Genomic DNA, 25041 nt, shown 5'->3' with positions numbered 1-25041 from the left:
ATGAAATTGAAAGTACCTTTTTTTTTGTGTTTGATATTAGTGTTTTTGGCTTTCTGGCAGTGTAAAAATGAACCGCATCCTGTGCTCGCAGGTACTGATACGTGCAGTAGCGTTCCGCTAAGTGATCCCGGGGTTTTTATTAGTAAAATGCCCCAGCCGGTATTTTCCGAGAAGAGTGGACCAATTGCCTACGGAACTAAGGTGTTGTTACATGCCGACAGTTTGCCGGCTCCCGGAGTTTACGAAATGAGTACGGATTTGGGTAAGACCTGGAAGGCATTGGAGTGTACGGTCGTATCATCCGTAGGTGAAATCTGGGGCAGAACAAGATATAAGAATATCGTCTCACCGGTTAGCAAAGTTTCCTATTCAATTTTTTACAAAAAAGTGTTGATAGTAGGAAATAGCATCACACTTCACGGGCAATTGCCGCAGGTTGGCTGGTATGGAAACTGGGGAATGGCTGCTAGTGCCGCTGATAAAGACTATGTACATCTGGTTTCGGCAAAGCTGAAAAAATTGAATCCCAATGTAGAGATACGATTGATGATTGCCGTCGATTTTGAACAGAATTACCGGACATATGATTTTACGAGCTTGAAAAATTTTACAGATTTTGCTCCGGATATGGTGATTATGCGCATTGCTGAAAATACGAATCTGACTACCATTGCAGACTATGAAAACAGATATGACAGACTGATTACAGAGCTTATATCTAAAAGCACGGTATCCAAGGTGATCTGTTCGACAAGTTTTTGGTCAACCACGGAGGAGGCGAGCTGGCGAATCAGAAATATCGCAACGAATCGGGGATATATAGTCGCTGATCTGGAACCGTTGTGGAAAGACAAAGACAATAGCGCACTTGCCAATTTTACGGATACGTCTGTAGGAAGGCACCCGTCAGATAAAGGAATGCAGGCTATTGCTGATATAATCGGTAAACACTTTTAGATCGTAGCAGAGCTATCCTAAAAAATCTGCAGGGCATAATAGAGCGATGTTGAAAGTGTTATCCGGTCACTTTTCCTGATATTTATTAATTTGACCTAGTATATTTGGAGCGAATAAACAAGAGTTCCGAATGCCTGAAAATTTGCAAAATTCTATTGACGTCGCGTTACATGTATATGGGAAACCGCTTATGACAGCGGTGGCAATAAGTTCGTTGCTTGCTCACTCGGGCAAGTGGATAAATAAAATCTATCTGGTTCCGGAGCGCGAACAGCCATACAACGAGGAGTATGATTTCATCGTCGATCAGTTTAAAGATAAAGTTATTTTTTACCGTCCCTGGTTTTATTTTGGGCTGAAACCAGGTAAGGAGCGTTTTTTCTGGCTTAAACAATATCGATGGTCAATCAGATATCAGTACGCATTTGAAAAAAGCAACGCCAGGTATCTGTACTTGATTCACAATGATATGCTGTTCCATGATGACATTTTGGGCTTGTATCTGAAGCAGATCCAAAGTGAGCAATTTGCGGGTGTGGGACCAATAGGGATGTGCTGGAACTGCCCGGCGAGCTACGCAGGTTTATGCGATTCGGATTCGTACAGTTCATACCAACCCAACGAAGAGGAGTTTGCCAGCCTGGTGGATCAGTATCCGGCTCCCAGGAAGCAAGTCTACGATTATTTCAGAGGAGGGAGGGAGGTATGGCCTTTGCCGGAATGCAGGCTCAACGAATGGTCGGCTCTGGTAGATCGCCAGCAGACAGCGCCTTATCAGTGGCCCCACGACAAGGAAATCATGTTTGGCCAAATGTATATGGATACGGCTGTAAGGTGGTTTCATCACATGAACAACAAAGGCCTGAGATTTAAGAATGTGCCCATTGCTGGTTATGCCACACACGTGTGGACGGGGCAGGAGGGAGAACTAAACTCGGGTGTGGATACCTTGAGTAACCATGATCTTTATCTAAGGGCCGAGAATATGTCGTACCAAAAGCTGATCAGCGAATATGGCTTTTCTGAGAAGAGCCTGTCTCGTCACCGGCCCAAATAAGGTGGGCCGGACGTTTTCATATAAATACTTTGAAGGGAACTCCCGGATTGTGTTTAAGCTTCACCAGAGTATCCCTTCAATACTGGCAAGTTCAACCTCTGAGAATTCGGTATTTTCGAGACATTTAAGAGAGTCTTCCAACTGAGAAACACGGCTGGCTCCAATGAGAACAGAGGTAACCCTCGGATCTTTGAGCAGCCAGGAAAGAGCCATTTGTGCTAATGTCTGGCCTCGTTCAGAAGCAATTTCATTGAGTTTTTTTATTTTTTGAATCACTTCCGGTGTAATCTGACCCTCCTGCAGGTAACCGGAAGCTCTTGCCGCACGGGAATCTGTTGGAATCCCTTTCAGATATTTATCAGTGAGCATACCCTGGGCAAGTGGAGAAAAAGGGATACAACCTACGCCGTTCCGTTCAAGTACATCGAGCAAACCACCTTCTACCCAACGTTCCAGCATGGAATATTTAGGCTGATGAATGAGGCACGGAGTGCCGAGGTCTTTCAGGATTGCAATTGCCCTTTCTGCTTCCTCAGCTTTATAGTTGGAGATACCCACGTATAAGGCTTTTCCCTGACGGACAATGAGGTCCAGCGCACCCATCGTTTCTTCCAGGGGAGTATCCGGATCAGGACGGTGGGAATAGAAAATATCGACATAATCCAGCTGCATGCGTTTCAAACTTTGATCAATGCTTGCAAACAGCGACTTTTTCGAACCCCATTCTCCATATGGCCCCGGCCACATCAGGTATCCGGCTTTGGATGAAATAATCAGTTCGTCGCGATACCCGCCAAAATCCTTTTTTATCAGCTGACCAAAATTTTCTTCGGCAGAGCCCGGAGGGGGACCGTAATTATTGGCCAGATCGAAATGGGTTATTCCTCTGTCAAATGCGGTACGCAGTATTTCCCGATAGTTTTCAAAAACATCGACACCACCGAAATTATGCCACAAACCAAGCGAAATAGCAGGTAGTTTTAGACCACTCTTGCCACATCTGCGGTAAGTCATTCTCTCGTAACGTTCGGGGTCTGGCTGGTAGTTCATATTTGCAAATCGGTTATTTGAAAGGTAAAGTACACATTGTATTGCATGCGATCAATCAAATCAAAACCAAAATCCGATTTGAAATGCAATCCGTGGTTTCTCTTCGCTTTTTTCCTTTGGAATAAATGCGCCAACCGCCAGGGTCAGAATGTCAACAGGTGCGAGCCAGATCCCACCACCATAGTTGAGGTGAAGCTTCTGTGAATCGTAATCATCCATCCAAACTCTTCCATAATCGAAACTGCCAAATACGCCGTAGGTGAGCGGGAGTGTAGGGTTGTAGCTACTTCCCAGCCGGACCCGCAGGTCGGTGTCGTGCCAGATACTGCTTTTTCCATAGAATCTTTCGGTCCGGTATCCTCTCAAACCCTGTTTTCCTCCAATTGTTGGCATTTGAAAAAATTCATAACCCTCACCAAAATTGATTCCTGTCCCGACTTGCGTTGCGAGAATAAAATTTTCCTTCACGTCAAGCGCTTTGTAGAATGAAAAGTTGGCGCGCCATGCCCCAAAGTGGTAGTTGGTTTTAAGATTGGTTGTCCAGTGCAGGTCGGAGTTGAAACGAATACCCGAATGCGGAGCAAAAAAGTTGTCAACACTGCTGAAATTAAACAGCAATTTAGCACCGGTGTAATACTTGGTACCAAAAATCTCATCATCCAGCCCGTTTTCAGCCGAGGTTATGAATCGGCCGGCAGTTTTTTCAAGATGATTTGTTTCAAAATACGGGCCAAGTGCAATAAAACCACTATTGCCCGCAAATCGTTTTTTTATAGCCGGAAACACATGAAAAGCACTTTGTCGTACTCTGTAAAAATTAGGGTCGTCAACAGGTCGCTCCGTTTCGTTTCCGATACCCGCGTAATTGAAAGCATAACTTGGACCACGGTAGTAGGTGTCCAGATAGAAATCAAACTTTTTAAATGCGTTTATGAAGTCGCCCGTATAATTCACTTTGAAGGCTTTGGTATGAAAGGCATAACTTCCGCCAAAGGTCTGCACCGAAGCATAGGGTTCCTTTTTAAATCCATATTTGGTCATGTGTACACTTCCTCCAAGGAAAAGTCCGTCATCCGGATTGAAACCAAGTATTGGAATGGGCAGCGTTATGTCATAGTTGCTATCGCTGCTTCGCCGGACATAAACGTTGTATCGGTATGCCGAGGACCGTTTATCGCTGGTTTCCGGGCCAGGAATTACCGTGTTTTTTTTGAGATCATCATACACAATGGTTTTTTTGCCTCCTGAACGAACGTTTGAACTATCCGAAAACACATCCTTTCCCAAGCCTCCGATTGCCCGGATTTTTATTCCCTTGGAAACATCACCGCGAATAATGAACTCATCATCATCTCCATTGCCATACAGATTTACCGCTTTCGTTACATCCGATTCGAAAACCCTGTGATAGGTTTGCTGTTTCTGCCGGCCATTTTTACCTGTTTCAAAAACCGTCACGCTGGTCTGACCATTATCCAGACGTTCTACCACAAAACGTTCTTTCTCTTCCGTACCGATTACATTCACAGACCGGCTCACAAATTCGTAGTGCTTCCGGGCAATTTCCATCAGGTTGTCCCTTCTTGTTTTGATATTGGCAGAAATCGCACCTGAGGACATTCTTTTTGCCTCAGCCGGCCAATCCTCGAAGGCACCGGCAATAACGTCGTCAGTAAGGTTTTTTTGGATGAAAACGACCTGTTCCTGCCATTGTTCCCAGGAAAGTTCATTCAGAAAAGTGCGATCTACAAGTCTTGCGCTCCATGTTGTCCACTTCACACTGCTGATTTCCGGATTAAAACTTTGCAGCTGTCGGAGGAAGGGCAGAGTCAATCGTGCGACTCCGGTCACCACACCATCATACAACGAAAAAGCCTGATCCCGATCTCTTGGAATCGGTCTGTACAAATTTCCTCCGTCATCCTGCTTCACTGACGCCCATGCCCACTGGTCGTCGTGACGGTCCCAGTCTCCGATCAGGAAGTCAAAAAGCCGTGTTCTGATCATCCATTGTTCATCTACTTTATTCTTGTTGTTTTCAAGTATCGCTTCAACCACTTCGGGGGTGCTCAGGATTTTATCGGCATTACCAAAAAACGGAGCATCTTTCCATTTTTTTCCATTGGGTCTTTCTTCAAACAAATTCATTGTACCTCCAAATACAGGATTGTAAATATCCAGTCCGGGTTGAGCGGGTACGTAATACAATTTTGGATTGGTATGGTAAACGCTGATCGCATCGGCCAGAACGGGCATGGAAAGCGGTGCAAAAGGGTTCGTTGACAGGAAATTGTCTTCTACCAAAAATTTGGCCGCTACCATTTTGTTAAACGGGAAGGGCAAGAAACGGGTCACGTCTTTGGTTAGTCCGCGTAACACATACTCTTTACCATCTGCACTTTTGAGTCGCAATGAGTTTGTCTGGTTGCCGCCGCCTTGCTTCACAGGTGTGAGCCCACCTTTGGTAATGTTCAAATCCAGAACGGGAAACTTGTATTCTTTAAGATACAGATTGCGGTTGTGTTTCCCGAACACGTAATTGTGAAATTTGCCCACAGGTTTTATCTCCGTTTTACTCACCAGCTGGCTCACCGAATCACGATGCATTTCATATTCGGCAAAAGCAGTGGCTTGATCCGGAGGCGAAACTGTACTTTTGTCCTTTATCTTTTTCTGAAAAATCACCTTTGCATCTTTGCCGTCGGAACTTACTTCCCAGTATTTTACCCAGGTTTCGTCTCCTTCGTAAAAGTTGAGTGTACTGAATCCCAGCGCAGTTGTGGCAAACTGTGATCCTTTCCCCATACCCACGGGACTGTTTTTGGAGCCACTGCCGCTCACAATAAATTGTTGGCCTTCGTTTTCTATGAATTGAAGTGTGTGCTCGTGTCCGCTGGCAAAAATGAAATTTCCGTTTTTTTTCGCACCAGCCAGCATGGCCGTTCTAAGATCTTTGTAATGTTTGTTGGCCATATCCTGCCGGGAGCCAATTGTTGCCCTGAACAAGGCACTCAGCGTACCCAATCCTGGGAGTGGAATGTATAGTTTGGGATTCATTTCTGTCAGCGGGAACAAGTGCTGTTTCAGTGTGAATCTGCCTCCATGCGGACCGTAGGTATAAGGCGGATGGTGCATGGCGATTACCACATTTTTGTTCCGGTACTTCCTGATCACGTTTTCAAAAACAAATTTGAAATGCTCCCTGTTTTTGATCTCGCAGCCGTCATTCACGCCTGAATCTTTGTCCCAGTCGGTCAGCCACCATTGTGAGTCCACGACAATAATGACCACATTATCATTCAATTCTACCACTTCAGGGCCCGAGCAGCCATTTAAAGGAAGAAAATAATCTTCGTAATCGTCCTTGTTTGTTTTTCCGCGGCGCTGGTTCAGATACTTCTGAATGTACTTTTCCTGACGTTTTACACCTTTCACGCCCCAACCACGCCAATCATGATTTCCCGGCAAAAAAACCGGGTGACCTTTAAAATCGTGAAGTGTTTCCAGCTGGGAGTTAATCCGGTATTCAGCAACTTTGCGGTTTGCGGAATCCTCGGAAGGCGGCATGCCATACTCATAAATGTTATCTCCCATAAACAGCGCCGAGCTGTTTTTTGACTCTTTTGAGAGTCTGCCTTTGAGGTATTCCAAAACCGGTGCCGGGTGTTCGGGTGAATCGTTCCCGGCATCACCAATCAGATACATGGTGTGTTTAAGCGTCGATTCTGCTGGAAGTTCCTGTGTTTTCCATTGCGTTGCCTGCGGTGTATACTGTGTTTTGTAACTGGCGCATGAAGCGAAAATTGTAATAAAAATAAGTACAGTTATATATCTATATATCAATCTCATGATTAAAGGGTATTGAAATTATTGCCCGTATAGTCAATTCCCATCCTGTTACAAAAACCAGGATGGGAATAGGTATTGAAGTGGAACAGGTGACTATTACTTTCCTGTCCGCTTAAATTTAAGAATATTCCCTTCCGACAGATCGTCGCCTTCATTTGAAATGTACATATTGCCTTCTTTGTCAAAAGCGATTCCTTCCGGTTGTGTAAACATGTTGGAGCTGAGTGCAACCACATCTGTAACTTTCCAATTGCCATCGGCGATAACAAGCATTTTATTCACAGCCGATACCATGTACCACTTACCGTTTATCGGATTCAGAGCAAGAGCAGATGGCCGGAACCCCCTTTCGACCTTGCCCGTAATGGCTCTGATCTGATCTACATCAATACTGAAAGTCCGGACGTTTTCGGGCGTTTTTAAATCAATAATATATCCTGTAACACTCTTTTTGGAATCGTCTGCCACGCAGTTTTTACAAAGTATATAAATGCTCCCGTTTTTCTCGTCGCCGTACATTCCTTCATATTCACCTTTGGAAACCAGCTTTTTGTATTCCTTCACATTCTCGGCTTCTTCAAAGGCCGTTTCTGCAAGAGGAAAGGAATAGAGCATGCCGTTGCTTTTCAAAATAAATACTTCATCCCCGATTATCGTCAGATCCTCAAAGTCGCCTTTTTTTGCAAACCGTGTGTGCTTTTGGACTTTCACATCCCAGCCAAGGCGAAATACTTTTCCGTCCTCATCCTGAACCGCATAAACTGTATCGTTTTGTCCTTTGTTAAATGTAATTCCCGATATTTCAAACAAACTCTCTGGCATGTTGAATTTATCAGGATTATGAAGATCGTATTCAGTGTACTTATCCTTCGGTTTGTCTGCTGGTGTGCAGCTGGTTAGCGTAAATGCAACCAATAAAGCGGTAACCAGCGGTTGAATATTTTTAATCATGTTATTTAATATTGATTACTGATGATGGTTATCAGCTTTTTAAATTATTGATATGTGCTCGCCTGGTCGTGTCGAACTGAGTGGTCATTATATTCATAAAAGAACAATGTAACCGGGTCGCCGGTGCGGTCGAAATCAGATCCATGATATAAATTATTGCTAATCAATTATTTACAAAAAGCGTCAATGTTAGCCCGGTGAAAAGCATGAAACGTCTATCCAATTGCAACTAGGAAGCGCGACCGTAAAAAACCGATGCAATAACAAAGGCGATCACGGACGCCACAATTCCAAACATAAACACGTTGTAAGCCACGCGCAGCAACCGGTATTTTCGCCCTAACACCATTCCCTGTGAATAGACATCTTTCGTAAGACTTCCATATAGAAACTCCCTGTCGTTCATCATTCTTTGCATGCCATTGGAATAATCGTTGTACGACATCCGGTAAAAATTTCCGAAAAAAAGTAGATTCACGTTTTTGGTATCAATGTCTTCCTGCGTGAATGTCCCGTGCGGAATAGTGGGGCGCGTCGCCAGGATGGAAAACACCATGGTGATCACGCATATTGTAAGCAGGATCATTGTCGGAAGAATCAGGTAAGCATTATCTTCCAGCTTCCTGATCAAAATACTGAGAAGCACCGAGATAATGATCGAAGTAGTCGTGATCATGATATGTGCCTTATTATCAGCCATATCGCTAAGTCTCTGGTGGTTGTTGGAGCTGATCCTGAACATGGTCTCAATCCCTTTATCGGGACGGTCCGATTTTACTTTTTTACCTTCTGACGGTTCGGCCACCAGCATTGGTTGCTGCTCAGGAATTGACTCGTTTATTACAGCAGGCTTTTGCTCATTTCCATCCTCGTCTCTTTTTGCTTTCAGTTTAGCCAGGTTCTTGCTTTTCTGTTTATCAAGTAATTCGCGGCAATAGGCAGTCTTAAACGTATGGTTTTCCAAAAGCTCAATTGTGCTTTCCCGCCACACCGCTTTGTCAATCTTTTTATCACAGCGCTGTTCAGCTTCCTTTCGCATGAGTTTGTTACGCTCGGCAAACTCCTTCGTTCCAAAATGAAACAGATCCGCATCACATACAATCTCTTCAAGTAGATTCCTGGGTTTTTGCGGGACAACCGTCGCCAGAATGCAACCTTTCACCTGGCTGATAATTTCTGCCGGTATACCGTCTTCTGTCAGAAATTCCGCTGCCAGTTCTGCACCACGCTGCTCGTGCCCTCTTGCTTCTCCAGAATTATACCCGGTATCATGAAACCAGGCCGCAGCACTCACAATGAAAGTGTCTTTCTCATCAAGCTGATAAAAATCCGCTATTCGGGTCGCATTAGCTACAACGGATTCCGTATGGGCAAGGTTATGATAAGTCAGTTCGGAAATGGTTTTATTAGCTAAAAACTGATTGACATAATGCCTGACCTTATCGAGCCGATGGTTGTAATTCATACTTTAAATGATGTTCGGTTTGGAAATTGAAATACTTACTGCCATTCTGAGTCTACGTTCACACCAATGCGAAGGGCTTTGAGACCATTTACACCCTGTAATTCTTCAAGATCCAGGAATTCAAGATCGTCCAACAGCGTATTTTTTTCCTGTAAATATCTGATATAATCTACATATTCCTCGGCCGATTTATTGTTAAAATAAACCAGTGCTATTTTGCCGGGTTGGGTGAGACGCTCTCCCGTATCTCTTACATGAACTTTGTCAATCCGCTTTTTGATCACCTGATAACGGATGTTATAGGCACCTTCTACGTCAAAACGTCTTTCGTCATCGCGAAAGCTGATATCAATGGTTCCCGAATTGATGAAGATGAGCTGCGTTGTCAGCAACGGCTTGGGCATATCGGGCAGCAGCGAGTGCGTGATGCGCGCAATGGCCGCCATAGAAGTGAGCTGCCAGAGTCTTATATTTTTCAGATAAAGATTACTGAACGCTTTTTCCGGCTCAATGGACTGGCCAATGTAAATGTCGTATTCTATGCCATCTGTTCTGAACTTTTCAAAATAGGTTGGGTACGACTGCTGAATTTCTGTTTTAAAAAGATCCAGATATAGGTTCACCGAGGAATTGATCGTCTGCATAGACGTTTCCAAAGCACGCCTGTTTTGGTAAGCTTCGCCATTCGCTTCGTCAGTCAGTCCGAAATACCGGTCTATTGCAATCGCAATTTCATCTTCCTCATCCTCCGCTTCGTCAATACCTGCGTATGCGGGAAGCCTGGACTGTTTTCCTGCATGGTTTTCTCGGAAATGTCTGAGAAAGGGATGTACTTCATTGTCAAAGAACTCACGAATTTTCATTTCATCGTTGTCCGTACTTTCATCCGTGATCCAGGCAAGCATTTTTTTACATTTGAATGCCATTTCATCCGCTAGTCCGAACCCTTGTTTTCTTTTTAAAACGGCGAAGGTATCGATGAGTACGGAGAACTGTAAACGAAGGTCTTCCCGGAGCGCTATGTTCCTTTCATTTGTAGAATTTCGGATGTCGATGGCACCGTATAGCGGATAAACGTCCTTAAAACCAATGCTTTCAATCGCAGCACCAGTCGACTTTTCCGCTTTATCCCGGATGTAGTGCCAGGCTGCATCCCTGAATTTCCATTGAACTGCGGGCTGTAAAGAGGTGAATTTATCGCGGATCACATTATCAATACTGCTATTGAATTCGATGATGTTGTTTTGAAATATCTGTGCAATCAGCGATAACGCCGGATCAATTCTGGATAAAACCTTTTCATCAATGGCTCCTTCGCGTAGTGAAAATAATTCCAGCACACCGGTTACTTTGTTATCGAAATACACCGGTACTATGGCGTAAGATTCCACTCCATAACCTTTAAGTGTTTTTACAAAAGGATGTTTGAGATCTTCTTCCCCAATTTTCCTCATGAAAATCACCTTGGGATCTGCAAAATAGCTTTCGGCAACAGAGAGATATAGCTCCTCGGAGACATCAGCAACAGTGGTAGCGTTGGTAACCTGACTTTGTAGAATTATATTTCGATTGAATATCAGTTTGTTATTTACTTTCAAAACTGGTGTAAGTCCAAATTCAATATCGGAACTTTCCACCAAGGTTTTCAGCGTGTCCGTAATGTGCTTATGGTACGTTTTTGAATCAAAGTTGTTCCGGTCAAGTATCGTACTTTTCAGATTTTCAACTGCGTGCTCCTGCGTCACATCTGTGAGCGTAAGAACTGAAATTCCCTCAAAACGAAACAGCGACAACGGCAACAGAGTGAGGAGTTCAGATATATCTGTGCTCTCCTGTAACTGTCTGCGGATCGTGTCGGCATCCAGCTCAGGCAACGGGCCCTTCAGGATTACATCTATAAACCGGGTATCGATATTGATCCGGTAAAATTTTTGAAGCCTCGACTTCCCCTCTTTCAGTGAAACGAGCATATCTCCGTAATGCGCCACCGGGAAATCGTAAAATTTCTCGAAGATCATGGAGTAGATCATCATCACTTTTTGCCTCACCGATCCCTGATGGACACTTTCCAGATCGCACCTCAAATTACCAGTGGAGCTCTCTGTCAACAGATCATAAAAGGCATCTGTACCAAAAAATATGGTAGGATTGATGGGTGCGCTGAGTGCCCAGAGGATACTTTTCTCGTCGGCGATCGGTGGAATAAGCATACCATAAACAAGATCGAGCTGAGCTTTATAATGGCCTATATCAGGAGTTGCGATCGGATTCAGAAATGCGGGATCTGCAAGCAGGCTGTCCAGCACCATTTCAAAAAACTTTTTTCTGACAGTCGTTTCAGTGCTTATTCTTTCCCTCAGGTGCTCTATATATTTTTTGAAGGAAATGGCAGTGTCGATCTGCATCATTTCCAAAGGAGAATCTTTGGTAACGTCTATAATGAAAGATTTCATTGGTCTTGTGGTCTTCTAACTTTTGTAAAATTCAGGCAATAAACAGGTTGTATGTAAGTGGTTGGCCATAATTTAATTACTACGTCGGTCAGGAACATACGTTTTCCTTGTTGATTAAAACTGCAACAATATTTAAAACGATAGAATTCACTACAAATCTCTCAAAATCAAAGAAATTTACACCAATTATTAGATCCGCCATAATCCTGACATATTTTAAGGTAAGGTTTTTATTTGTGAAAAACGGTTACAATTTTAAAATGACAGATTTCACCAACATCGAATACCTGAAAACAGGAAATATTCGCCAGCGGCATGCTCATAATTTGCTAACCAAAAATCGTATTCTATCACTTTTGCGGGAGTTTGACCCGCTGCTTGTGGGTACCATCCCGATAGGCATTGATTTGCCTGACAGTGACCTTGATATTGTTTGTTGCGCTGAAGACAAAGATTACTTTCTTCAAAAAGTCAGCAAACTTTTTGGCAACACCAAGGATTTTAGAATAAGTCATCGGGCTGTTCATGAAGCAGTTGTAGCAAATTTTTGGATCGATGGTTTTGAACTTGAAATATTTGGGCAAAACATTCCAACCCGGCAGCAAAATGGGTATTGCCACATGTTGATGGAATATCGTCTGCTGGTTGAACTTGGAGAAGAGTTTCGAAATGAAATTGTCAATCTGAAAAAGAAAGGCTACAAAACTGAACCAGCTTTTGCAAAAGCACTCGGACTGGAAGGCGATCCATACGAGGCTGTACTAACATTTGATCCGCAAGACATCATCAGGGCCGGTTGGCATTCATAAGGAGTTTGTTCTACAAATATTGGGGGAAAATAAGTACTTTGCTTTTTCATTCTTGCAACCAAGGACCAACACAGCAGACGTTTAAATACATGGATTATTTTCTGGTTTCGTTTTTTCTGATCCAACACATTCGTATTACGCTTCATACCAAGGAGAAAATGCCGTATTGGGATAAGATTTTGGATTATGCCAAATATGTCTCAATAGCCTTGATGAGTACCTATTACGTTGCAAGTACTCCAGATTGGTATGGCTGGGTTTGGCATCCATTCATGATCTTGCTGATCTTTACAATTTATAAAAACGAAGAATTCTATTCTGTAAGAGGGGTTGTGCAGTCGATCATTCCTTTTGTAGCAGTATCAATTCTAAGTGATCTGGTGAGGACCATTGCACCGGCTTTCCATGGCGAGTATGACGATTACTTTACTGCGATCAGGTTTTTTGCATTTGCACTGTGTTTCATTATCTGGTTTTATGCGAGAAAGCAACAAAAAATTCTGTTGAAAGAAAGGGAAGAAAGATTGCAGGAAGAGAAAGAAAGTAAGGCTCAGAAAGAATCGCTGGAATACCTCGTAGCGGAAAGAACCTATGAACTCACATTGCAAAAAGAGGAGCTTCAGAAAGCGATTGAGGAACTGAAATCTACACAAAACCAGCTGATACAGAGCGAAAAGATGGCTTCACTTGGTGAGTTGACAGCCGGTATTGCCCACGAAATACAGAATCCGCTCAATTTTGTAAATAATTTCTCGGAAGTATCGGTGGAGCTTTGTCAGGAACTGGAAGAAGAGATTGATAAAACGACCATCGGAGAAAGAGATAAGGAATATATCAAGGAAATTATTAGTGATCTGAGCCAGAACCAACAAAAGATCACGCATCACGGCAAACGTGCAGATTCCATTGTGAAAGGAATGTTGCAGCACTCCAGAGCTTCTTCGGGTGAAATGGAAGCCGTTGATGTCAATGCCTTGGCTGATGAATACATGCGGCTTGCGTATCATGGTTTACGTGCGAAAAATAAAGAATTCAATTCGGCACTGGTAACGGATTTTGACGCATCCATTGGGAAAGTGAAAGTGCTGCCACAAGATTTAGGACGTGTTTTTCTGAATTTGTTCACCAATGCTTTTTATGCTGTTGCCGAAAAGAAAAGAAAATTGGCAGAGACAGATCCGAATTCGGATTACAAACCGGAGGTGAAAATCTCGACAAAAAAATTTGCTGATAAGCTTTACATCCGTGTATCGGATAACGGAACCGGGATGCCGGAGCATGTAATAGCGAAAATCTTCCAGCCGTTTTTTACTACCAAACCAACCGGACAGGGAACCGGACTCGGGCTTTCCATGAGTTACGATATTGTTACAAATGGTCATGGCGGTACACTGGATGTAGATTCAATTGCTGGTGAAAGGACGGAATTCAGGATTACTTTGCCGGTTGGGGAAGAATAAGGAATTAAGAATGAAAAGTTAAGAATTGAGAGAATAGAATATGAAAATACTGGTAGTTGACGACGAGGAAGATGTGAAATCGCTTTTTGAACAGAAATTCAGAAAGGAAATACGTAGTAATGTTTTTGAATTTTCATTTGCTTTTTCAGGAGAAGAGGCACTTGCTTATCTGGCAAAGCATCCTTCGGAAGTAGTGATGATCCTATCGGACATCAATATGCCGGGAATGAGCGGAATCGAACTTCTGAAATCCATACGTACTGATTTTCCCGCGGCTCCGCCACAGGTGATGATGATAACAGCTTATGGCGACAGTAAAAATCATGATGAAGCTATGAAACTGGGAGCGGACGATTTTCTTACCAAACCTGTCAATTTTGTTGAGTTGAAAGAGAAATTGCTGTTGGTGAATAATTGAAATACGAGGTCGCTACCGGCCTGAGAGATTGTGTGAAAAAACCTTATGAAAGCTAAAATACTTGTAGTTGACGACGAAGCTGACCTTCAATTGCTGATCAAACAGAAGTTCAGAAGACAGATTCGTGAACAGGAATACGAATTCATTTTTGCCGAAAATGGCGTAAAAGCATTGGAAACGCTGGAAGCAAATCCAGACGTAGATATGGTGCTGAGCGATATCAACATGCCGGAAATGGACGGCCTAACGCTGCTGATCAGGCTGGGAGAGGTTAGTCCGCTGCTCAAATCGGTAATCGTGTCTGCCTATGGTGATATGGACAATATTCGCACCGCCATGAACCGCGGAGCGTACGATTTCCTTACAAAACCGATTGATTTCAAGGATCTGGAGGTGACGATGGAAAAGACCCTTAAATACGTAGCTCAGCTGAAAGAAACGCTTAAAGCCGTTCGCGAAAATGATATTTTGAGAATGTACGTCGACTCTTCTGTGCTTCAGTTCATGACCCAGGATACTTTTGGCAAATCACTGATGGTGAGCGAAAACATTGAAGCTACCGTTGTCTTTATGGATATGTGTGGCTTCACTTCCATTTCGGAAAAAGAGCCGGCAGATCACGTCGTGAGACTGATCAATAAGTATTTTGATGTAATGGTTAAGGAAATTATTGCGCAGGGAGGCTTGGTCGATAAGTTTATGGGCGATGCAGTTATGGCCGTTTTTCGTGGTGAGTATCATCTCGACCGGGCGGTGGAATCCAGTCTGGCTGTACGAAACCAGATTAATAATTTTGAAGAGAAATTATCTGATCAGTCGGAATACTTTCCCAAGGTGGCGATCGGGATCAATTCCGGGGAAATGGTGTCGGGTAACATTGGTTCGGCGGCACTTAAAAGGTTGGATTACACGGTTATAGGCGATGTGGTGAACGTTGCGCAACGTCTGCAATCCATTGCGAAACCGGGGCAGGTCGTTGTGCCAGAGTCTTCCTATCTTCAAATAAAGGAGGCCTTCAAATGTAATCTGATCGAAGAGGTTAGTCTTAAAAATAAGGCGAAACCGGTTCGGGTTTATGAAGTTGTGGAATAGTGAGAAATCCGGTCTGAACGATTTTTATCGGGCCGCGCAGGTCGGTTTGAACGGTAGTAAGGAAATAAAATGTAAATTTTCTGAGTAATGAACACAGCCGCAGCTGGGGAGTTTATTCTGGCAAAGTTGGAGAAAGATCTGCCGCAGGATCTTTTTTATCATGGCGTTCACCATGTTCTGGATGTGACATGGGCAGCGCTTTCCATTGCGGCTCAGGAATCGGTTACGGATTCCGAATCACTCGATCTGCTTAGAACCGCCGCCCTGTATCATGACAGCGGATTCATCTACAAATACAAAGATCATGAAGAGGAAGGCTGTCGGATTGCATCGGAAGTCCTTCCTGGTTTTGGATATACAGCCGATCAGATCCAAATGATTTGCGGTATGATTATGGCCACAAAAATCCCCCAAAATCCTAAAACACATTTGGAAGAAATCCTTTGTGACGCCGATCTGGATTACCTTGGTCGGGACGATTTCAAAGCAATTGGCGATACACTTTTTAAGGAGCTAACCCACCGCGGATTGGTGGCCGACCTGCAAACCTGGAACGCCAGACAGATAGAATTTCTAAGCGCTCATGAATACAAGACAGATACTTCCCGAAGGAATAGAGGCAATGTCAAGCAAAAGCATTTACAGGAATTAATGGTATTTAGTAAAGTGAAAAATGACGCTTAAAGCAGTTGTGATGCTGAGTAACTATTTCGTGCTCGACAAGCTCTTTGAGAATGACATGATCTGTGTCAGGTTGAGCGGAGTCGAAACCCGGGCGACCAAATTAGGATCATTGATAATCAGTACTTTATAAATGTGTCAATGGCAGCGGAGCGGCAGCCGGTCCGGTCGAAGCACGGGCTGTGATGTAAGTGACTTATTAGTAATAATTTATACTTGTTTGCTCGCACTTCGACTCCGTTACCGTCAACGTATTTTTCAAATGGTTGGTTAGTAGGAGCTTACATAGTTCCCCGGATTTCGACTCCGCTCAATCTGACAAGCATTTTAGGCGTCATCGCACCGGCGACCCGGTTGTACTCAATCTGACAAGCATTTCTATTTGACGCTCAACAGTCTCATTTTTTCGTTCTGCACCCTGATCCGCTGGCAAAGTATACGAAGTACATTTCTAAGAATTTCGTCACGTTCTTCCATCAGTTCAAAGAAGTCTTCCTGATCGATACGAAATAATAATACATCGGATTCCGCGATGGTTGTAGCCGATCTTGGTTCCGTGTCCAGCAGTGCAAGTTCACCAAATATTTCTCCTTTGTCGAAAAGGGCAAGCTGTTTTGCTCCATCGTAAATGCCAACTTCACCCGCATAAATAATGTACATGCTATCACCCAGGTCTCCTTTTGCAAATATTTCCTGCGATTCCGCATACGTCACTTCTTTCATAATAGGAGCAATAGAACTCAGTACATTTTCGGGCGTATGAGAAAACAGCTGAGTATTTTTTAAGACGATGATCCGTTCCATTTCGGAAATTTGTGCGGCGGCTTCTGCGTGTTTCATATCTTTTTCAGGGGTAATGTCAAATTGGGAAGTTGGTTGAGAAACGTCTGATTTTAGTCTGGCCGTTTCTCGGATCAGACTAACAGCATTGTTCAGAAGGCTTGAAGACAGCACCGACCCGTTGGGCAGCTTTTGTATTGCCAGTGCAATCGTCCATACCGTAAAACCGCGTGTTTGCTCGCTAAGTATGGTGTCGACAAAAGTAGTTTGCTCATTTTCTTCACCAATGTACTGCCGAAGAACTTCGCGCTTTCTGGCAATGTTGATGTCTTCAAATAAAGCATGCAGAACGGGATACAGCGTACGTGGCAAAAGACTCTCAATCATTTCAAGAGAATTGGCTCTTTTTTCTTTGGATGCATGCCTTATTCCTTTCCACGCATTTTGAACAGACTCTTTGTCATAGAGCATCATGAAAATATAAAACAACCTTTGACTGGTTAGATTCAATTCATATTCGAGCGCATTCTGCCAGGTGATATCGTCACCGGCAGTTTCAATTTCTCCCAGAAGCCGATAAGATTTGAGAATCTCAACATTGATGAAATTTGTCGCAAGTTGCTTCTGTTCAGTAGTTAATGAATAATTTGACAGAGATTTTAGCGCAGATAAATGTAAAGAACTATTAATATGATTTAAATGTATTGAACTTTTATTTAGATATATACTTTCTAAAAGATCAAATAGGGTTTGTTGCAGAAAAGCAGACTGATTTTTTTCAGCAACTCTGACCAGATCGTTGATCTTTTTGCCGGAGTGATCGGAGTCAAGCCATTGATTTAATACATAATTTCCGGCATCTCCTGATTTAATAAGTGCATTTATAACCGACCTGGATAGGAAGCCCGACAGGTATGGTTTGATATCCTCGGTTAGTGTTTGCGGCGATTGGGAAATCAGGACTTCCATCGCCTGTGCTTTTACGGTGTCGGAGCTATTGGAAAGTAATTGTTTTATTGCCGATTCATGCGTCTCTATTCCGATAATACTCAGGCATGAGAGAGCAATTTTCTGAGATGCTTCATTTGAAGAAGCCAGTAATCTGCGCAATGTGCCATGAACCAGCGACAGGGATTTGCCGGCTTCCCAGCAACCAATGATCGCACCCTTTACAATATCAGGATCGGCGTGAGCAAGGTATCGCGAGAGCTTTTCGTCCGAGAGCTTTGAAGATGAAATGCGCACTGCAAGAGTTTGACAGGCTGTGTCGGGTTCAGACTCGATGTAAAGGAAAAAGAACGGACTCAGTTCTGGTTTTTCCATGGCCGAAAGTGCTTCAAGTGCCTTGAATCGCACCTGTACAAACGGATTTTTAAGTAAAGAGTCCATGCTCTGTCTTAAAGTAGGTTCACTGTTTCGTGCAAGCCAGTCAATTGCGTTAATCACCTCTTCTTTTCGTTCACTTTTGAGGTTTTCTGTAATGATCGGCAGTGCTTCGGCAGGAGCGGGGAGCTCTCCGCTCCTTATAAATCTTTTACTTATAGCACTCTTTAATTCGAGCGTATAGGCACGATATGCCTTGCGGAAAATGAAGAGGGCGGCAAGGGCAAATAGCAGGGAAAGGTCAAAAGTAAGGCTGATATCCGAGAGCTTGTTGGTGTATATAAGCCAGAGCAGAACACCGGCGATTAACATACCCAGAGGCTCGTAAAATCCCTTGGCAAGGGTATGTCCTTTCAAACGGTTTTTGGTTGACAATGGCTGGAATAAAACCAAAAATACCGGATCAAAAATGGTTCTGCGGACAATTTCGAACAGGAGGTAAGCCGCACAATAATAAACCAGAAGTGAAGGCTCGTCTTTTCTGAAATAGGACGACACCAGCAAGCCCAGAGAAACCAGAACGGTAGTCAGGGGCAGTAGATAGAGCGTGTATTTCACACCAAAACGTTCTACTGTTTTACCAGAAAAAAGAACCTTTACAAACGTGCTGACCAGATATGTGCCTGTTAGCAATGAACCAACAAAGACAATGACGTCGTGCTGGCTGTGAAATTTGTATTTGACATTTACAAAAAAATGATACTCGATCCAGGTTGCAGCGGCTGCCACAGCCACCATTCCAAGGCATAATGCCGTAAGCAATTTGTTGCCTCCAAAGTATTTCTGAACCAGTTTGGAATCAGAAAAGATGGTTTGGCGCGGTCTGGCGTGATGCGGGTTCGGGATTTCGGTATGTCTGAATGTGAGAATTTGTGTATAAAAAGCCAGTGCGAAAAATACCAGGGAGATCATCAGCAGGATCATCAGTACTGATGGGGAATGTATAAGCACGGCTAAAACAGCACCGAGGGCTTTGGCAGGCATATCTCCCGAGCCAATCACACTGAATAGCCTTTTACTCTGGCGCACATCGAACACCAGTGCGGAAAGTCCCCAGAATTCAAGATTGATCAGCAGATATATCACTCTATAACCCACCATAATGGCAATAGCTGTGGCAATTCCATGACCAAGCCAAAGTAGAATCATCACCGCCAGAACCATAAACAGCGATGCAAGCATGGTACCGAGGCTCAGCCTTCGCAGCACAAGATGGTGCTCGTAATATTCGTAAATTTTTCCGGCGGCCATTACCGTAAGCGCTGCTGCGATGTAGGCTATTGGCAATGAATATTCGGGGTGATTTTCTAATAAAAGAACATTGGCTGAAACATAAACAAGGGTTGTTCCTACGTTTATGAAAAAGTTATGCAGGAAAAAAAGTAATGTCTGTTTATTTATCTTGGCTAAAATCCCGCTCTTGATGGATGTCATATAGTTTAAAATGCTGTCGTCATTACCGTAAAATAAGCACTAATTCTTCCTTTTAAAAACTCAAAGAGATATCTGAGAGGAAAAATCATGTGTTAGCCACGAATAACCAAAACGGAGGGAGAAAATGAAAGCCATAAACTGTGTGACTCAACGGCCTGCTTCCAGCTCAGGTAGCTTATCATCATCAGATCCTGTTGTTGCAGGAAATCCTTTTCCAGGGCTTTTTCGCTGTGCAGTGTTACTCGGCCCGGAGCCGATTCTTCCATTTTACCTACCGCCTCTTGTAGTGATGTGAGTTGATTCAGCAAACCCGAAGGATCCATAATTGTAATTTGGATGTCAGGATTGGCCGCCATTCTGATAGCAAAATTGAGCAGGAATATGTCATCAGGCGCGAATAGGGGAATAAACACCTGCTCGGTTTTAGTCATATTTTTCTCAATAAACAATGCGACGGGCACCTTCACGGATTTGATCACATGACTGGTTCGCTCATCGAAAATATCTTTATGAAACAGTTTCTCCTTTCCCGTAATGGTATCAAATAGCCTTACCGGACTGATAATTTTGGTGGTGATTCCCAGCACTTTACCAAGAATAGTGCCTTCAAAAACACTATGCCCAATTCCCATCAGCAACAGGTCGTAGCCACCCGTGTTTGCAGTTTCGATAATATCGTGTTCAATATCCTGAGAAGGCTTAAATAAGGTAGTGACAGGCAATTGCAGTTTGTCGGCCTCTTCGATAATTGGCTTGAAAGTCTCATACTGGTATTCCTCTGTATTTACCTGGTTGAGATAGCTGCTTGGCGAAAGATGCAATGCAGTCATCTTCTTATCTGAATCGGGACTGAGAAAGTAGTTTGCCAGCCGCAGCATTTTTCTTCCTCCAAAAGGACTGGCAAAAGCCATCAAAATAGAAAATCCCAATTTCGGCATCACATCGTTTCCCCCTTCGGATTTTGTTTCCGGCATCAACTTATCAATGAGATCCAGCGCCGGACCTGTCATACAAGTAGTAGCAAGTGCCATGATCACCATCATAGCGAAGATTTCGGGAGAAAGAACGCCAATGTCATAGCCGATATTCAGTACAACGAGTTCCATAAGCCCGCGGGTGTTCATGAGTGAGCCTATAATAAGACTATCACGCCAGCTCTGTTGTACAAATCGGGCTGCAAGTGCGCTGCCGACAAATTTCCCAATGACAGCAGCTGCAATAATCCAGCCTGTTATCTGCCATAAATAGGGATCATTGATCAGTCCGATTTGTGTTCTTAATCCTGTAAAAACAAAGAATAACGGTAGCAACAATACCATCGAAACGTCTTCCACTTTTTCAATGAATATATTTCTGAAATTGGTATTGTCAGGCATGATCACACCAGCCATAAAAGCGCCGAAAAGTGCATGAATACCAATTACCTCGGTGCAATAGGCAGAACCCATGAGCATCAGGAAAAAGACCCCGACAACAGGTTTTGTCAGTCCTTCCTTGTAGCTGTAATGATCGCCGATTCTTTTGAGAAAGGGTTTTACCACGTTCAGCATAAAGAAAACGTAGGCCAGGGCAAGCAGAATGGTATAAACGGAGCTTACGAATGAACCAGCCTTTACAATGGCTATAACGGCAGCCAAAATGCACCATGCCGTGATGTCGTCAGTGGCGGCGCAGGTAATCACCATCATGCCGAGTTTGGTTTTGGACAACCCACGCTCCTGTACTATACGTGCGAGCACCGGGAAGGCAGTGATACTCAGCGCAATACCAATAAATAAAGCGAAGGAAAGGAAATTGATGCCTTCGGGAGCAAAGTCCTGGTACATAAACAGGGCAAGACCGACTCCTAGTGCAAATGGCAATATAATGCTGGCGTGACTGATAACGATTGCCTCCTGTGCTTTGGTTTTCAGGATTTTAAGATCGAGCTCCATGCCTATGATAAACATAAATAGGATCAGCCCGATCTGGCTCAGGAATTGAAGATTACCAAGGGATTTTAGGGGAAAAAGGAATCCAGAAAATTCGGGAAAGAAAATACCGACTACCGAAGGACCAAGAAATATACCTGCCGCGATTTCACCGATAACCGACGGCTGCCCGATCGTTTTACAAAACCAGCCAAATATCCGCGCAGTGAGAATGATGGTGATGATTTGAAGTAAAAGGATGGCAAGCGGATTGGTAAGATCGTGGAAAAGCGTATCGGTAAACTGGTCAAATGAAGAAAGGTTTTGTCCTTTTTTGTTTAATGCAATTTCAGGATTTTCGAGTAATTGTCCCTGGGTGATAAACCAGTAAAGCAGTCCCGAAAGTGCTCCGATTGTAATTGTGTAGAATAGTACGTTGCGTATGTTCTTCATAAATTAGTGGGGAGTGAAGTTCGCAAAATACTAAAATTATGAATTGGAGCAGCATTTTGGGCTTTATGGTTTGGTTAAGGATGCGTATTGCAAACGATATCGAAAGTTTTAAGGTAGATTATCAGCACTCATTCAACCGAACAAAATGGCAGATTTTTTTATAATAAAAGTTTGAAGTATAAAGTTGTTAATTTTATATTCTATTAATATAAAAACACTCCATAATATGGGAAAATTTACGTTGGCAATTATGGTGCTGGTGGGCGCCGTTTCGGGTGTTCAGGCCCAAACTAAACAGGACACCCTTGAAATCAAGAGAGCAGCTCTGGCTTATATTGAAGCACAACATGTTCCAAATCCGAAACTCATGGAAAGCGCCTTGCATCCCCGTATGGTTAAGAGATCTGTTTTTAAGAACAAGGCAACGAAAAAAGAATTTGTTTCTGAATATTTTACCGAGAACATGATCATTCTAGCGGAGAGCTACAATGTCAAGGGTGACAAATTCCCAAAGAATCCCAGAAAAGAGGTCAAACTGTTAGATGTTTCAGCTCTGACGGCCTCAGTAAAGTTAATTGCCGATACCTGGATCGATTACATGCACCTGGTTAAAGTGAATGGTGAGTGGAAAATCATCAATGTTTTGTGGCAGTACAATGACGTAGCTGAACATCAATAGAACCTTTTTGTAACTCAATTTTGAGTTAAATAATGGTTGAGAGGCTGCAAAATTTCCGAAGACAGCAATAAAAAATACCCCGTTTTCAAGTCCCAATGCGGGTACGGGAAAACGGGGTGAATAGGGTTACTTTACCTTCTGTTACTTCGTAACCTTCAATTTGCCCTGCATCAGCGAATAATGTCCCGGGAAGGTACATACATACTGATACGTTCCTGTTTGCTTCGGAGCTGTGAAGTATAATGCTTCTGATTTTTCCGGCTCTACAATGTTGCTGTGAAATAAGACATCCGGCGTGTTTGGAACATAATGCATCTCAGATCCTTTCAAACCCAAATTAAGGCCGGCTTCACCAACGGCATTCACAGTACCTGGCTTGGTAATTACCAGGTTGTGCAGCATATCATCGTTGTTATTGAATACGATTTTTATCCGGCTACCTGCTTTTACCTGAATTTCAGAAACGTCAAATTTCAGTCCGGGTACAGTTCCGATTATAATTACCTGATCAGGTCCGTTTGTCCAGCTTGCAGGCATTTCCGCCGTGCGTTTTGCTGTTGGAGCAGCATTCGTTTCGGGTGCCGGAGCGGTGTGTACACTGTGATCCATACCTGCTTTTACCGTAGTTGTAAATTGAGAACTGTTTGCCGGCGTACCCGCAGCGATCTCGTTTAATGTATAATATCCGTTTCCGTGAAGCAAATTGCTGCCTTCCGCGCTGCGGACGCCGTCTGCCTTGATCTCATGCACATAACCCTTACGCAATACCGCCGGATCAACAACCAAACGCACTTTAAGACCGTCTTCTGAAACAATAATTCCTTTCAAAGGAACTTCATCCGTATTGACAATCGGGCTTCCGTAGGTATGGTGGTACTTGTAGGTGAAGCTGCTAAGTTTGTAAGCATCCTGCTCGGCAGCGGATTTTTTATCAATAGGGCTTGTAAAAGTGATCTCAAAACCGTCCGGCATAGAACGCACCGTTTTCATCTCGAAAGGCATTTTTCCAGTCCAGACCAACCGCTGAATACCAAATTCAGATTTACCGGTAGCAGACCATCCACGACTGGTTTGTCCCACGAAAATAGAACCGTCAAGTCCCCATTCAAGTCGTAAAATTCCGGACATAAATCCTTCACGGAATGGAAAAACCGTTCCCTGCCATACACCATTCACTTTTTCGAGATCCACGCGTGAAATGATGCTGTGCCCTTGGTCACCTACGAACATCTGTCCTGCAAAAGGTCCGAACGCGCCATTTGTAGCATCTTCTACAAAACCGGCAGTGGATATCCCGATGATGGTGTGTGGAAACCAGATAGCAGGTGCTTTGAGGCCAGGAGTACGTTTTGCAACATCGTACAGTGGTTCGCCCGTATCGGGTATATCCTCCGGTTTTAGCTTAACCGGTGATCCTTCTTCACCGCTCCACCTTAGCCCGGCAGGGTTTCCTGCGAAGTCTCCTTTTTCAAGATGGGTCATGCGTCCCGAGCCGACCCAGTCCCCCTGGTTCTCTGTGTAAAAGATATCTCCTTTGTACGAACCAAATGCAGATGGAGAGCGCAAACCTGTCGCGAAGGGAGTCAGCTTCCCATCATCGCCCAATTTCAGCATCCAGCCTCTCCATTTCGATTGGCTCGCTCCACGTCCCACCCAGTCGAGGTTAAGTGTAACAAGCATTTCACCATTTGGAAGTTTTACGGGACCGTAGGAGTACTGGTGATAATTGCCGGACAACGGCCATTTTGCAAACGAATCGTAAACGTCTGCAACGCCGTCATTGTCGGTGTCTACGAGGCGTGTTACTTCACCTCGTTGCGAGATCAGGAAGTCTTTTCCACGGTAAAGCAATCCCAACGGCTCGTGGAGCCCGGATGCAAAACGTTTGAAAGAGGGGCGTCCATCTCCTTTCAAATACGGGTTCGAGATCATCCAGACCTCACCCCGGCGTGTGGATGCGGCTAAGCGCCCGTCGGGCAAAGCCTGCAAGCCACCGACTTCCATTTTGATATTTTCAGGAATTGGTATGGTAATAATTCTGTAATAATCATCTTCTTTTTTCTGTGCAAATTGAGCCTGCGCGCCAAAATAGCCTAAGGAGATGAGTGTTGTTAAAAGTATATTTTTCATTGGTCAGGTATCAAATAAAGTCGGAAATTT

16 protein-coding genes are annotated in these 25041 nt (G+C 43.7%); 8 read left to right on the top strand and 8 right to left on the bottom strand.

The genetic code is table 11. The annotated features are described in order from the left end of the window. Together LZG71_RS03250 and LZG71_RS03245 are read left to right on the top strand one after the other, a co-directional pair. Positions 1 to 957, top strand: coding sequence for an SGNH/GDSL hydrolase family protein (locus LZG71_RS03250; protein WP_233816932.1), 957 nt, complete (start codon positions 1 to 3; stop codon positions 955 to 957). 130 nt (positions 958 to 1087) lie between these two features. Further along, positions 1088 to 2014, top strand: coding sequence for a hypothetical protein (locus LZG71_RS03245; RefSeq protein ID WP_233816930.1), 927 nt, complete (start codon positions 1088 to 1090; stop codon positions 2012 to 2014). A 60-nt stretch (positions 2015 to 2074) separates the two neighbouring features. Here the strand turns inward: LZG71_RS03245 and mgrA are convergent, their stop codons facing one another. From mgrA to LZG71_RS03220, 5 genes are all read right to left on the bottom strand, one after another. Then, positions 2075 to 3064, bottom strand: a complete 990-nt coding sequence (gene mgrA / locus LZG71_RS03240) for an L-glyceraldehyde 3-phosphate reductase (RefSeq protein WP_233816928.1) — start codon at positions 3062 to 3064, stop codon at positions 2075 to 2077. Positions 3065 to 3124: 60 nt separating this feature from the next. Continuing rightward, entirely contained in the window at positions 3125 to 6913 is a 3789-nt protein-coding gene (locus LZG71_RS03235) for a metallophosphoesterase (RefSeq protein WP_233816926.1), read from the bottom strand. Positions 6914 to 7009: 96 nt separating this feature from the next. Then, the gene (locus LZG71_RS03230) at positions 7010 to 7864 is read right to left on the bottom strand and encodes an SdiA-regulated domain-containing protein (RefSeq protein ID WP_233816924.1); all 855 of its coding nucleotides are present in this window, start codon (positions 7862 to 7864) and stop codon (positions 7010 to 7012) included. Positions 7865 to 8093: 229 nt separating this feature from the next. Continuing rightward, a complete protein-coding gene (locus LZG71_RS03225) occupies positions 8094 to 9329 on the bottom strand; it encodes a Pycsar system effector family protein (protein WP_233816922.1) in 1236 nt (411 codons plus the stop codon). Between the two features lie 35 nt (positions 9330 to 9364). Further along, positions 9365 to 11782 (bottom strand): GAF domain-containing protein, encoded by a 2418-nt coding sequence (locus LZG71_RS03220; RefSeq protein ID WP_233816920.1) that lies wholly within the window; start codon positions 11780 to 11782, stop codon positions 9365 to 9367. 260 nt (positions 11783 to 12042) lie between these two features. Here LZG71_RS03220 and LZG71_RS03215 point away from each other — a divergent pair, with 260 nt between their 5' ends. The 5 genes from LZG71_RS03215 to LZG71_RS03195 all read left to right on the top strand — a co-directional run bounded on the left by LZG71_RS03215 (position 12043) and on the right by LZG71_RS03195 (position 16245). Then, entirely contained in the window at positions 12043 to 12591 is a 549-nt protein-coding gene (locus tag LZG71_RS03215; RefSeq protein ID WP_233816918.1) for a DUF4269 domain-containing protein, read from the top strand. An 89-nt stretch (positions 12592 to 12680) separates the two neighbouring features. Then, positions 12681 to 14051, top strand: a complete 1371-nt coding sequence (locus LZG71_RS03210) for a sensor histidine kinase (RefSeq protein WP_233816916.1) — start codon at positions 12681 to 12683, stop codon at positions 14049 to 14051. A gap of 40 nt (positions 14052 to 14091) precedes the next feature. Next, positions 14092 to 14469 carry a response regulator gene (locus tag LZG71_RS03205; RefSeq protein WP_233816914.1) on the top strand — a complete coding sequence of 126 codons (378 nt, stop codon included), beginning with the start codon at positions 14092 to 14094 and terminating at the stop codon, positions 14467 to 14469. A gap of 45 nt (positions 14470 to 14514) precedes the next feature. Next, positions 14515 to 15561, top strand: a complete 1047-nt coding sequence (locus LZG71_RS03200) for an adenylate/guanylate cyclase domain-containing response regulator (protein WP_233816912.1) — start codon at positions 14515 to 14517, stop codon at positions 15559 to 15561. Between the two features lie 87 nt (positions 15562 to 15648). Next, the gene (locus LZG71_RS03195; protein ID WP_233816910.1) at positions 15649 to 16245 is read left to right on the top strand and encodes an HD domain-containing protein; all 597 of its coding nucleotides are present in this window, start codon (positions 15649 to 15651) and stop codon (positions 16243 to 16245) included. A 375-nt stretch (positions 16246 to 16620) separates the two neighbouring features. On the opposite strand, the gene LZG71_RS03190 is transcribed toward LZG71_RS03195, so the two are convergent. Both LZG71_RS03190 and LZG71_RS03185 read right to left on the bottom strand, forming a co-directional pair. Continuing rightward, complete coding sequence (locus tag LZG71_RS03190) at positions 16621 to 19839, bottom strand: cyclic nucleotide-binding domain-containing protein (protein WP_233816908.1); 3219 nt, start codon at positions 19837 to 19839, stop codon at positions 16621 to 16623. Between the two features lie 92 nt (positions 19840 to 19931). Continuing rightward, complete coding sequence (locus LZG71_RS03185) at positions 19932 to 22202, bottom strand: cation:proton antiporter (protein ID WP_233816906.1); 2271 nt, start codon at positions 22200 to 22202, stop codon at positions 19932 to 19934. Positions 22203 to 22428: 226 nt separating this feature from the next. Between LZG71_RS03185 and LZG71_RS03180 the strand changes: the two genes are divergently transcribed. Then, positions 22429 to 22881 (top strand): nuclear transport factor 2 family protein, encoded by a 453-nt coding sequence (locus LZG71_RS03180; RefSeq protein ID WP_233816904.1) that lies wholly within the window; start codon positions 22429 to 22431, stop codon positions 22879 to 22881. A 141-nt stretch (positions 22882 to 23022) separates the two neighbouring features. Here LZG71_RS03180 and LZG71_RS03175 read toward each other — a convergent pair whose 3' ends face one another. Then, the gene (locus LZG71_RS03175; protein ID WP_233816902.1) at positions 23023 to 25011 is read right to left on the bottom strand and encodes a plastocyanin/azurin family copper-binding protein; all 1989 of its coding nucleotides are present in this window, start codon (positions 25009 to 25011) and stop codon (positions 23023 to 23025) included. Between the last annotated feature and the right edge of the window lie 30 nt (positions 25012 to 25041).

The sequence above is a fragment of the Dyadobacter sp. CY312 genome (genome assembly GCF_021390535.1).
Lineage (GTDB): Bacteria > Bacteroidota > Bacteroidia > Cytophagales > Spirosomataceae > Dyadobacter.
Note: the sequence above shows the minus strand (reverse complement) of the source record. Positions and strands in the feature narration are given on the sequence as shown.